This window comes from Aneurinibacillus danicus (assembly GCF_007991215.1).
GTDB lineage: Bacteria > Bacillota > Bacilli > Aneurinibacillales > Aneurinibacillaceae > Aneurinibacillus > Aneurinibacillus danicus.
On sequence record NZ_BJXX01000072.1, the window covers coordinates 1 to 12,064 of the forward strand.

At 49.1% G+C, this 12,064-nt stretch carries 12 protein-coding genes; 4 read left to right on the top strand and 8 right to left on the bottom strand.

Going from position 1 to position 12,064, the window contains the following annotated elements; translation table 11 throughout:
• Positions 1-20 precede the first annotated feature (20 nt).
• A complete protein-coding gene (thiE, locus tag ADA01nite_RS08870; RefSeq protein WP_146809598.1) occupies positions 21-671 on the bottom strand; it encodes a thiamine phosphate synthase in 651 nt (216 codons plus the stop codon).
• 20 nt (positions 672-691) lie between these two features.
• A complete protein-coding gene (gene thiM / locus ADA01nite_RS08875) occupies positions 692-1,492 on the bottom strand; it encodes a hydroxyethylthiazole kinase (protein ID WP_146809599.1) in 801 nt (266 codons plus the stop codon).
• Positions 1,493-1,956: 464 nt separating this feature from the next.
• On the opposite strand from thiM, the gene ADA01nite_RS08880 reads away from it, so the two are divergent.
• Positions 1,957-2,259, top strand: coding sequence for a HesB/IscA family protein (locus ADA01nite_RS08880; protein WP_146809600.1), 303 nt, complete (start codon positions 1,957-1,959; stop codon positions 2,257-2,259).
• Positions 2,260-2,511: 252 nt separating this feature from the next.
• On the opposite strand, the gene ADA01nite_RS08885 is transcribed toward ADA01nite_RS08880, so the two are convergent.
• Positions 2,512-2,997 (bottom strand): hypothetical protein, encoded by a 486-nt coding sequence (locus ADA01nite_RS08885; protein ID WP_146809601.1) that lies wholly within the window; start codon positions 2,995-2,997, stop codon positions 2,512-2,514.
• A gap of 352 nt (positions 2,998-3,349) precedes the next feature.
• On the opposite strand from ADA01nite_RS08885, the gene ADA01nite_RS08890 reads away from it, so the two are divergent.
• Together ADA01nite_RS08890 and ADA01nite_RS08895 are read left to right on the top strand one after the other, a co-directional pair.
• A complete protein-coding gene (locus ADA01nite_RS08890; RefSeq protein WP_246147275.1) occupies positions 3,350-3,742 on the top strand; it encodes a CBS domain-containing protein in 393 nt (130 codons plus the stop codon).
• A gap of 298 nt (positions 3,743-4,040) precedes the next feature.
• Positions 4,041-5,630, top strand: coding sequence for a sigma-54 interaction domain-containing protein (locus ADA01nite_RS08895; protein ID WP_246147274.1), 1,590 nt, complete (start codon positions 4,041-4,043; stop codon positions 5,628-5,630).
• Between the two features lie 162 nt (positions 5,631-5,792).
• On the opposite strand, the gene ADA01nite_RS08900 is transcribed toward ADA01nite_RS08895, so the two are convergent.
• The 5 genes from ADA01nite_RS08900 to ADA01nite_RS08920 form a co-directional block, all read right to left on the bottom strand.
• On the bottom strand, positions 5,793-6,932 hold the full coding sequence (locus ADA01nite_RS08900) for a THUMP domain-containing class I SAM-dependent RNA methyltransferase (RefSeq protein WP_146809603.1): 1,140 nt from the start codon (positions 6,930-6,932) through the stop codon (positions 5,793-5,795).
• A gap of 213 nt (positions 6,933-7,145) precedes the next feature.
• Positions 7,146-7,403, bottom strand: a complete 258-nt coding sequence (locus tag ADA01nite_RS08905) for a GlsB/YeaQ/YmgE family stress response membrane protein (protein WP_146809604.1) — start codon at positions 7,401-7,403, stop codon at positions 7,146-7,148.
• Between the two features lie 173 nt (positions 7,404-7,576).
• Positions 7,577-8,413: an alpha/beta hydrolase family protein gene (locus ADA01nite_RS08910; protein ID WP_146809605.1), complete on the bottom strand. Its 837-nt coding sequence runs from the start codon at positions 8,411-8,413 to the stop codon at positions 7,577-7,579.
• Between the two features lie 138 nt (positions 8,414-8,551).
• Positions 8,552-9,472, bottom strand: coding sequence for an EamA family transporter RarD (rarD, locus tag ADA01nite_RS08915; protein ID WP_146809606.1), 921 nt, complete (start codon positions 9,470-9,472; stop codon positions 8,552-8,554).
• A gap of 453 nt (positions 9,473-9,925) precedes the next feature.
• Positions 9,926-11,086, bottom strand: a complete 1,161-nt coding sequence (locus tag ADA01nite_RS08920; RefSeq protein ID WP_146809607.1) for a phosphodiester glycosidase family protein — start codon at positions 11,084-11,086, stop codon at positions 9,926-9,928.
• A gap of 207 nt (positions 11,087-11,293) precedes the next feature.
• Between ADA01nite_RS08920 and ADA01nite_RS08925 the strand changes: the two genes are divergently transcribed.
• Positions 11,294-11,962 carry a phosphatase PAP2 family protein gene (locus tag ADA01nite_RS08925; RefSeq protein ID WP_146809608.1) on the top strand — a complete coding sequence of 223 codons (669 nt, stop codon included), beginning with the start codon at positions 11,294-11,296 and terminating at the stop codon, positions 11,960-11,962.
• Positions 11,963-12,064: the final 102 nt, after the last annotated feature.

Here is a 12,064-nt window from a genome sequence, read left to right on the forward strand (position 1 = left end):
GCCATGGTGGTTTTTGTTGGCTACTCTAACGTGCAGGAAGCGACGACTTCGCGTAGCCGGGCGGCTGCCTGACGCGGATCCGGTTGTCCGACGATCGCCGAAATGACTGCCACACCATTTGCTCCCTGCTTCATTACTTCCGGACAATTGTCCCCGGTAATTCCGCCGATAGCAACAATTGGAACATCAGAAAACTTACGGATTTCACCAATCAAAGCCGGTGTAACCGGATCGCCGGCGTCAGCTTTGCTGCTGGTGGCATAAATCGATCCGACCCCCAGATAATCCGCCCCCTGCGCGAGCGCGTTCCGCGCTTCCTCCGTAGAAGATGCCGACACTCCGATAAACATCCGCCCGTCTACCAGCTTGCGGACCTCGCTTGCCGGCAAGTCGTCCTGTCCGACATGGACGCCGTCCGCGTCCAGCAGAAGCGCTACATCCACGCGGTCATTGACTATAAACGGTACACCATGCTCCCGGCATAGTGCACGCATCTCCCGTCCGACTTCGAGCACCCGGGAAAGCGGCGCATGCTTCTCACGTAGCTGTACAGCATCCGCTCCTCCTGCAATCGCTAACCGCACCGTCTCCAGCGCGGTGCGGCCGCCCGCATCTTCAATCCCAATAACAAGGTAGACGCCAAGCTTCTCTTTCCAGGTCTGGTTGTTCATGTCTGTCACTCTTTCTGCAGTTATTTCCGTTCGATGCGAGCCATGCTCGCAACTTGATCTTCATCCACACTGTACAGCATATCCAGGAGGGCAATCTGGTACGAGCCCGGGGCGGACACCGTCTGCCGCGCTAACTCTGCCGCAACCCCGTACATCGCAAGCCCAGCCGCAGCCGCCAGCGCCCAATCTCGCTCCACAGCAGCGTAAGCGCCGAGAATGGAGGTCAACAGACAGCCTGTACCCGTGATGCGTGTCAGCATTTCATCCCCGTTATGAATCGCATACAGCGCGTTCGGACCTGCTACCCTGTCCACCTTTCCGGTAATGGCTACCACAGCATTCAGCTTATCTGCAGCTTTGCGGGTCAAAGCTTCGATATCGCCGCCGGATTTCCCTGCATCTACGCCTTTAATTTCCCAGGCTTCACCCATAATATTGGCCACTTCCGCCGCATTTCCCCGGATGATGGCCAGATCAAGCTCTTCTACGATACGACGAGCCATTTCTGTACGGAATGGCGTTGCGCCTGCGCCCACCGGATCGAATACAATTGGGACACCGTGCTCGTTGGCCGATTTTCCGGCAATCAGCATAGCTTCGATGGTTTCTTTCGTCAATGTCCCCATATTCAACACAAGCGCCCCGGCGATTTTGGCCATATCGGCCACCTCTTCCGGCGCATACGCCATCACCGGAGATGCGCCAAGCGCCAGCAAACCATTAGCTGTGAAGTTCGTCACCACTTCATTCGTAATGTTATGTACAAGCGGGCTTTTCTCACGCAATCGGGTAAGCAGTGCCCCAAGTTGTTGTTCCAGCATATTGCTATGTCCTCCTTTTTCTGTGAAAATCGTGAGCAAAGAAAGAGCAAATACGAAAAAATACAGCGCATCTCCTACAAAATTAACATAATCTTAATGAGAGAAAAACAAAAAAATTACACATCTGTAGTAGGATAAGTGGTGGATTGATCTCCACAATTTTACCACATCCTGTGGTAACTCCATTCTCATTTGGTCCCGGCAGTAGCCGGGACCGCTTTTTAACAGAAACTTAATGCGAACTCCATATACTCTTAGCATTCCCTCTGTATCCTAAAGATACATAGTCTTGTCCCCACACTCCTTTACCCTGATGTAAAAGCATATGGGCACACCTCTTTTCTGTTGAGTCCTTTTGAGGGCTCTTTTTTTTGGTGCCGCTTCATTTCCCTATTACGGTAAAATAGCGTATAATAGGCCACGATACAGCTTTTCCATCTTACAAAAGCAAGGAGCGAATATGGATGAAATGTAAAATCACAAGAAATGCCGCTAAAAAAATCAAGGAAATCCTGGCACAGGAAGACACGGAGGGCAAAATGCTGCGCGTGTTCATCACCCATGCGCACGGAGACCACGCACACTATGGACTTGATCTCGATACGCCCGGCGAAAACGATGAGATTATTCACACGGATAAGGAGATCGATGTTATTCTCGATAAAACACAGAGTTTACTTGACGGAGTAAAAATCGATTACCTGTACCTTCCCGAAGAAGGTTTCGTAATTACCAATCCCAGCAAAGGCAACCACGGGGATCATTAATATACTGTAAAACCACCATGGCATCTCAGCCGCAACCCCGACATGAAAATCGCGGGAAGGGCGGCTGACTTTTGAGGTATGAAGGGAAAGAGAGAAGAGAACGAGACGATGATTTCAATGGGGAAAAAGGCGAACGCCTTTGTCTTCCCTGGATCTTTTTTCTCTTCTTCCTTCCTTCTTTCTTTATTTCAGGATTTTCACAGAAAAACGAGGCCGTCCGTATTCATATTATACGCGGCCTCGTTTTATTTTTCATCTCTCCATCCACTCCAAATCCGGCGTTACTACCCACTCCGGATCCATTCCACGTGTAAGCGCATACTGTTCTACCCATCGATTAATCAATCGCTGTGTTTCTTCATATGTGCGAATAATGTTCCGGGCTGCCTCCTCTTCCGATTCAAAGGCTGCCTCTCCATTCGCTTCTCGCATGCTCATCATGCATAGGTTGGCTTTCACGTTGTTCTCTATCTTGGCAAACGCGCTAATGTAGCGAACTACGCTGGCCTGATCAGCCTGGTGCATCCCCTTCTTTACATAGCGGTCAGTTAACCTGGACAAACTTTCACTAAACTCAGCTGGACTCATCTCTCCTTTGTAAATTCGCTGATTGATTTCATCCATATACAGCTTAATCTTCTCTGACTCGACTAAATCTTTAAAAAGGAGATTGAACACTGAGTCACTAATCTGCTTTTTCTTCTTCATTTTTATTGTATATTTATGCTTTGTGCCCATGTTCGTTCACCTCATTTCTCTATACATATCATACTATGAAAATGTTCATAAAAACAGCTATTTCAACCTATTGAAACAGCTATTTAGTATGTATTTTTTCGTTATTATATACAATTAGTCATACTTTTCTTCTTCGATTCTGATTTTTCCTTCTACAATATATTCAAGTTCCGTATCGAAATTTCAAATGATCCCAACATTTTCTTCATGTGTATGCCTCCTTCATATTTTCTTTTCTCTTTCCTCTCCCCTGTTTTGTCTGAAACAATTCTGGTTGTATCCTGTTTTTCTATGATATAATTCCCGTGTATATAGGCTCAAATTTTGAGGGAATATGGGGGATGCGCTCGTGATGAGAGTAAAAGATTTAATGACGCCGGACGTAATTACCATCACCCCGGCTACGCCGATCCAGGAAGCGGAACGCATTATGAAAGACAGAAATATTCGCCGTCTGATTGTGGTCGAACAAAATAAAGCAGTGGGGATTATTGTGCACCGCGAGATGATGATTTCGCTCCATTCACCGACTATTTTGAAGGAAACGCCTGTAGAATGGATTATGACGAAAAACTTGATTACCATTGCTCCGGATGCACCGATTACGGAAGCAATTCAGACAATGCGCAAACATAAAATAAATTCGCTGCCCGTCGTAGAGAATGAACAATTGGTCGGCATCATTACCGTGGTCGATTTGCTGCATGAGCTGGCTCGCCGCCTGGAGATTGATCAAGCAATATAAAAAATTGATTTTAACAAATTGCGGCACAGGTAGACAAGAGCACGCCCGGCACCTGACGCTCAAGCAAATCGAACGGCTTGAAGCACTACATTCGCCAAATAATGGCTGGATTCTTATACAAAGATCAAAAAAGGAGCGGAATATCCCACTCCCTTTTTTGATCTTTATATTTTAATACAGTCAATTGCGTTTTTTTTAATACAGTTGTATAATAGCGGTGCTACAAGATTTACAAGTTTGTAAATCATATTCTTTACTTTATACACTTGTGTTAAATTTGCTAATCAGGTGAATCTATATGTCAAATCAACCCTTTTCTTTCTATAACCCGTTTCTTCGCGAAATTATGCAACCGCTTTCTTTTTTGCCGGATCGTCCCTGTTCTGCACAGGCCCGTGAATCGGCCCTTCTGTTTGATGTAATCTCGGCGACGCCGGGCGTAACGGATATTCAAGTACTGTCTGATATGGATGAGCCGGTCGGATACATACCGGCAGAAACCGTCGCACAGGCTGCCTCACGGGCTCTTAGAGAATGCTTCGCGTTTTACGAGAGCGTACTGCAGACGGTGGATGACTCCCTTACGATTGTGAACGCGCAGGGAATCGTGGTGAACTGGAACAAACAGGCGGAAGCAATGTATCATATTCCGCGGGAAGACATTCTGCATCACCATATTACGCGCCATTTTAAAAAAGATGCGGTAATGCTTCTAAAAAGCATCCATGACGGATCGTCTGTCGTCCGTCACTATAACCAGCCGCGGCCCGGTACCCATGTGCTGGTGAATACATCTCCTGTGCTGCTGGACGGACAGATTATTGGAGGACTATCCGCAGAGAAAGACATCAGTGACGTCGTGCGTTTGCATGACCGACTCTCCAGTACGACAGCACATCTGCACAATCTTGAAAATGAGCTGTACAATGAACAGCAGGAAGATCCGTTTTACAAAATCAAGGGCCGCAGCGCCGCCATTACGCAGGCGATTCAATTGACGAGGAAAGTCGCGCGGACCGACGCCACGCTTCTGATTACCGGTGAATCCGGCGTGGGAAAAGAGCTATTCGCCGAAGCCGTACACCGCGCCAGCCTGCGAGCGGACGGTCCCTTTGTCGCACTCAACTGCGGAGCGATCCCAGCCGCACTCTTTGAGAGCGAGTTGTTCGGGTATGAAAAAGGCGCCTTTACCGGCGCCATCCATGAGGGAAAAAAAGGGAAAATCGACGCGGCCGCAGGCGGAACCCTATTCCTTGACGAAATCGGAGAGCTGCCGCTCGATCAACAGGTGAAGCTATTGCGCGTGCTACAGGAGAAGCAATTCTACCGCGTAGGCGGACACAAGCCGATTGCAACCGACGTCCGCATCGTGGCGGCGACAAACCGGGACTTAGAAGCCATGGTGGCGGCAGGCCAATTCCGACAGGACTTATTCTACAGGCTGAATGTTGTCACGGTGCCGATTCCGCCGCTGCGCGAGCGAAAGGAGGACATTCCCGAACTCGCCCAGCTGTTCTTAAAGGAATTCGCTGTCAAATACGGCAAGCCGCTCCCGGAGCTTGCGCCGAAAACGATCATTCTGCTGCTTAATTATGCCTGGCCGGGCAATATCCGACAGCTGCGCAACCTTATGGAGCGTCTCGTGATCTTAACGGATCAGGAGCGCATCGAGCCGGAGCATCTACCGGAAGGCTATCAGCCGAACGAGCTTGCGTTTGCCGCCCAGACGCCGGCCACCAGACCGCTTGCGGCACGCAGCGAATATGAGGAACTGGTAGAGGCGCTGCGCACGACCTATGGCAATAAATCAGCCGCAGCGCAGCTGCTCGGCATCTCGCGTGTGACGCTGTATAACCGAATGAAAAAATACAATATTCATACGGATTAATCAGTAGTATGAGAAAAACTCGCGGGTGTGTTTTTCCTTGCTTACAAATGGAGGGAAAGTATATTTCGCTTTATCACTGTAAAGTGAAATATACTTTCCTATATCACAAAAAAGGAGCGGAACTTTTGCCCGCTCCTTTTTTGCGTAGATCACCCCTGTGTTTTATTCGCTACGCGGCGGCCGCGGTCCATAATACTGGTAGTAGTATGTTTTCAAGTTTCCGTTGTATAGCTTGCGGTTGCGGTCCGCTTCGCGTCCGAAAAACTTTTCAAATTCCGGATACGATGTAAGGATATAGTACGACCACGTATCGAGCGCACTGAATGTCCGACCCATTACTTTATACAATTGCTCGACTTCCTGCTTTTCACCGAGTCTCTCGCCGTAGGGCGGATTGCAAATAATGCAGCCGTATTTCGCGTCGCTTGTAAATGAACCAACCGGCAACCGCTTAAAACGCACCGCATCTTCTACCATCGCCTCTTCCGCATTTTCATTCGCTACCATGATGATATCCCCGTCGATGTCCGTACCGGTAATTGCAAGCGGGCGATCGTAATCGGCGAGGTCATGTGTCTCACGACGTGCCTCTTGCCACAACTTCTTCGGGATGGAAGGCCATTCTTCCGAGGCGAATTCCCGGTTCATCCCCGGTGCAATATTACGGCCGATAAGCGCAGCTTCGATCGGGATCGTGCCGGACCCGCAGAACGGATCGTGCAGCGGGCGATCCGGGTTCCAAAACGAGAGCTGGATCATGGCCGCCGCCATCGTTTCTTTTAGCGGAGCACCGCTGATGAGCCGACGGTAGCCGCGTTTGTGCAGACCGGCACCGGTCGTATCAATGGTCAATGTCGCGATGTCTTTGTGCAGGGCCACCTCAATTTTGAACATCGGTCCGGTTTCGTCGAACCACATCTTGCGGTAGCTTTTCTTCATGCTTTCAACCACCGCTTTTTTCACGATCGCCTGGCAATCCGGTACGCTGAACAGCTTGGACTTCACGGACTTGCCTTCCACCGGAAACTGTGCGTCCTCCGGGATCCACTCCGCCCAGGGAAGCGCCTGGGTTTTCTCGAACAACTCATCGAACGTCGTCGCCTTAAATTCACCAATCTTCAGGCGGATGCGTTCCGCCGTCCTCAACCACAAATTAACGCGGCAGATAGCCAGCTTATCCGCGGTAAACGTTACTTTCCCGTTTTCCACGGCCACATTCTCATATCCAAGCTGCCTGACTTCGCGTGCTACGACTGCCTCCAGGCCGAACGTAGACGTCGCAATGATCTCAACTTTTCCCATACAAAAAGCTCCTTATGTTATAATGAAACATAGTAAATTTAGAAAAATCAAAAGGTTGGGGGATGCTTACGTGACTACAAACCATATTGTAAATCCCGGCCGTAATATTTACCAGATTAAATGGGTCGACCATGCAGAAAAAGGCGCTTGCCCCCATATGAGAGGCAGCGCCTTTTTCCATTGTTTCTCTATTTTTCGACGGCAGTTTTTTTCTTAGTGGCGTTCGCGACGCATAGCACGCATCAGCAGACCAACGATAAGCACAAGGATAATCGCACCGATGATGGCAGGAATAATAGCGAATCCGCCAATAACAGGACCCCAATTGCCCAACAGCGCCGTACCAATCCATGCGCCGACAAAACCAGCAATAATGTTACCGATAATTCCGCCCGGGATGTCGCGTCCCATGATGGCACCTGCCAGCCACCCGATAATTCCGCCTACAATAAGTGCCCAAAGAAATCCCATGATGTGTGTCCTCCTTTTTATCTGTTGCAAATTCTATCGTGGTACGGTTAGTATTTACCCTTGCTTATAGATTATTACACACAACAAGGTATCATCCTACTTTTTCCAATTTTATTCACTTTCCTTCCCTGCTGCAGCTAGTACATGACATAATAACGCTCCTTCTAGCGCAGTCATTCTTCATGCGTGCCGCGCTCCACTACTCTCCTGCCACTCGCGCATCTCTTCTGTAACTTCTGCTTTAGCCACTGGCATGCCTCGCTTAGCGTCCCGTAATGAGCCGCTTCCGGAAAATGGTGCCCGTATTCCGGATAATACCAGGAGACATACGGTTTTCCAAGCATCTCCAGACGTTCCGCCATATAGGCGGAATGAAGCGGGCTGACCTGATCATCACGTCCGCCCTGAATAAATAGCACCGGGCAGTCTACTTCTTCGGCGTGATACAAGGCGGAACGATCCATATAGGCATGCGCATCTTTGACAGGATGACCGACCACCCGCTTCAGCATCCGGCGTAAATCCTCCCGTTCTTCATACGTCAAATGTAAATCCACAATACCTCCCCAGGAGACAAGCGCGCCGATTCGCTTCGTCTCAGCGGCGGCGAGAAACGCACCGACAGCGCCGCGCGAAAAGCCGAAAGCGCCGATCCGATCCGCGTCGACACGCGGCAGGCTTGATAACAGTTGCAGCGCGTCATATACATCCTGACGATCCGCCCCGCCGAACTCATCCTGCCCTCTCCCCCCTTCATTGCCGCGATAAGAAGGTGCACATACGACAAATCCGCAGGCGGCCATATGTTCAATCCAACCAATCTGCACCATTCCGACCCGATGGATGCCTCCTCTGCAATAGACGAGTCCCGGATACTTTTTTTGTGCCTTCGGCTGTGCAAGATACCCTGCCACCATGGTATCACCTGCTTGATACAGGATGTGGTAAACGCTTATATCAGGCAAAGAAGCCGGGAGCTTGATGCGAGAGATTAATGGATTGTCCGGCATGTTATGTTCCTCCCTTGGTTGAGAAAAAATGCGGCCCTTTGGGCTTTTGCTGAATAGTATATCACGAAAAAAGCAGGGATAAGCGCCTTCCGGCCGTACAAAAAAGCACTCCCTGACGGAAGTGCCTGTAAGACGGCTTTATGAACGCGCTTTGCCAAACCCCGATAACTGGTGAGCCAGGCTGGTATGAGATAACGAATACAGCAGCAGTGCACACCAGATAAACGCAAAACTAACCATGTGTACGGACGTAAATGTCTCTTTAAATACAAATACGCCGATCAGCAGAGTAATCGTAGGGGATAGATACTGAATAAACCCGATGGTGGACAACGGCACAAGCCGTGTCCCTTTTGCAAACCAGAGCAGGGGCAGTGCCGTTACAATTCCAGAACCTGCGAGCACAAGCAACTCTGAAGTTGATACATGGCCGATAGCTCCGGCGCCGCTGGTTTCGAGAAAGACCAGGTAGCCGAATGCGAACGGAACCATGAATACAGTTTCCAGCGCCAGTCCAACCAGAGCCTCCGCCTGTGCCTTCTTCTTCGCCAGCCCATACAGCCCAAAGGTGATGGCAAGGGAAAGAGCGATCCACGGTACTTTGCCGTACTGTATCATCAGAATGGCAACACCCAGGCCGGCTATCGCCAGCGCGATCGTCTGCCATCGCGTCAATTTCTCCCGCAGTACCAGCACACCTAACGCTACACTGAACAGCGGATTAATGTAATAGCCAAGACTCGATTCAATTACGTGTCCATTATTAACTCCCCAGATATAAATAAACCAGTTTACGCTAATCAATAATGAACAGAAAAACGCAGCCAGCATAATATGTCGGCTGTGAAATGCTTCTTTAAACTGCGGCCACCTTCGATAAAGCATAAGCAAAAGTAAAACGAATAAAAAAGACCAAAAAATCCGATGAGCCAGGATTTCAAAGGCGGCAACTTGCTTAAGATAGTTCCAGTAGAGCGGAAGCAAGCCCCATGCAGCATAAGCAATAACAGTGTAGCCAATGCCGACAGCTTTTTCTCTCTCTTCTCCCTCAAAGTTCATCTCTTACACCTTCTATTCTTTTTTTCTTCATTCATCGCCATGCAGTCTTATTCACCCATACGATAGTAAGTGCAGGTCGGCAATCAAACTATTCTCTCCCGCCAGGTTGATCGCCCTAAGCCTCTCTGGATACTCATAAACGGTAGGAACTCTCAGCGTGCTATGCCCCCCTGCATAAATTTTTCTATCTTTTCATTATAAAGCAAAAATTTACAAATAAAAATAGGGAGATAGGTCGGATGTCTCTCTTCTATGTCAGTATATTTACACGACCCTGGCAGATCCGCCACAAATCCTGCCATAAAAATAAAGGAAAAAAGAGAAAAGAAGGAGGATATGACTTCGATGTAAAAAAGGCGGAAGCCTTTTCTACACTGGATCTTGTTTCCTCTTCCCTTTCCCTTCTGCCTCGTGATTTCCACAAAAAACCGAGAGAACTTTCCCCTCCGTATTTTAAGAACGCGGTTCGTTTGGTCCAGGACCAGAGACAAGCCCGCCCTGTGCTCCGGTCGGATTATATACGAGAAACGCGTTCGGCATCGGCTTCTCACCGACCATGCCGGACGGCGTCGTAATCGTCTTGCCCCGGTAATACATGCTTGACGAAGAACCGCCGTCCAAATTCACTGCATTTACGGCTCCGCGCTTTAACAGCTCCTGCTGCACATCCCTAAGCGTTGCCCCGAAGCTGTGGATGGCCCGGCCGTCGATGACAAGAAACATCACCGTGCCGTCTTTCTTTTGTGCAATAGCAGTGCGCGGCGCAACACCCCAGCCGCCGTCGCCTTCTGTAATCATCGGTTTGCCGTTGACAATAAGACGCGGCAGGAAGCTCACGGCCTCCTGTACGCCCAGCTTTTTCATCTGATCATACGTATAGCGGCCGCTAATCAGCACCCCGTCTTTTGTAAATCCGACGATATCATGCTTCGCTTTTTCGTCGCCGATAACTTTCTTTCCTTCGCTAATAACGATGCCCAGCGGATGCATAATCCGCTCTACGCCGTCAAATTCCGGACCGGTCATCTCTTCCGTCTTATCGGTCAGGAAGAAACCGCCCCCGTTAATGGCAGCCAGCGCGTTTTTTCGGGCAGCCATGTTGCTTACTTTCTCTCCGCCCGGACTGTGGCTCGCAACCACATGAATCAAGCGAGGGTCTTTAATATACATAATCTTTCCGACATACGTCTCGCCCCGAATGTCTTCAATATAGACAAGCGAAGAAGGCGTGATTGCATGCTTGGGATCCGGCGCGGCTATCCTCACCAGGCTCATATCCTGCTTGACAAGATGATTCGCCTCCGCCTGCCGTCGGAAGTTCTCCTTAATCTTTTCCACTCCACTCTGTCCTACGAGCAGCCAGGTATATTTCGTTTGCTTCGATGTATATACCGCTTCCGCAACGATCCCGCGCAGCTTGGTTCCCTGCGGCGTCAAATAAAACCACGCAAGTGCAAGCGAGAGGACAATACAAATGCTCCACAATCCCCACACTATCATCCGAAACCAGCGTTTGGGCAGCTTTCGCGGTACAGACAAAGAAGAAGCTACCGTAGTCGCAGACATTTCGTTTCGGTTTAATTGCTCCATCCGTTTTGAGCTAGGAAATAACACAAGCCGTCTTCCTTTCTCTTACACGATTTTATTTTTCTGTAACGTGTCTGCCAATCTATATCTTACCTCATTCTCGCGTAAATACAAGGAAGTTATTCCGCATCTTGCATCTAAACCGTAATTCATATAAAATAGCTACCATCATTAATACGATCGGGCCGTCCGTTTTGTTTCACATTTTACTATATAAATACAGGTGGTGCACATATGGAAGCGATTCTCTCCTTCGACCGACAGCTCTTTTACTGGTTGAATGTGCGGCTGAACACCCCCTCGCTTGATTGGTTTATGATTTTCGCCTCTGGCATTAGTGATAAAGGCTTGTTTTGGTTTCTGGTGGTACTGGCTCTGTTGTTCATCCGACGTCGTGTCGGCGGTCTTCGCCCCGCGGTAACTCTGTTTACCGCCATCGGCATCGGCGGGATTATCGAATATACACTGAAATTTATCATTATGCGGCCGCGGCCTGCGGCGGTGGAAGAGCATGTGATTCATCTTACCCACATGCCGATCTCATCTTCGTTTCCGTCCGGTCATGCGGTATCCTCTTTTGTTTCTATGTATGTGCTTTATCGATTATTCCCAAAATCCATTCGCTGGACTTTGCCGTGCGCGGTCATTATGTCCTACTCCCGCATTTATGTAGGCGTTCACTACCCGCTTGATGTGCTGGCAGGAGCAGTTATCGGACTCATTGCGGGTGCTGTCACAATGCGAATTCCGGTCATGGCAATCGCTTACAAAGTGCTGTCGCACGTGCCGGTTGTCCGACGGTACGTTTTGTCAACTACGGAAATAATACCTCAAAACCCGCCGGTTGAAACGCCGATCGACATCCCGCTCACACCGACGGAGCAGCCAAAGAAACACATATAATACAAAAAAACGGAGCAACAATAACGGCTCCGTTTTTTTTGTGAAAATCATGAAATAAAGAAAGACGGAAGGAGTGAGGAAAAAAGATCCAGGGAAGAAAAA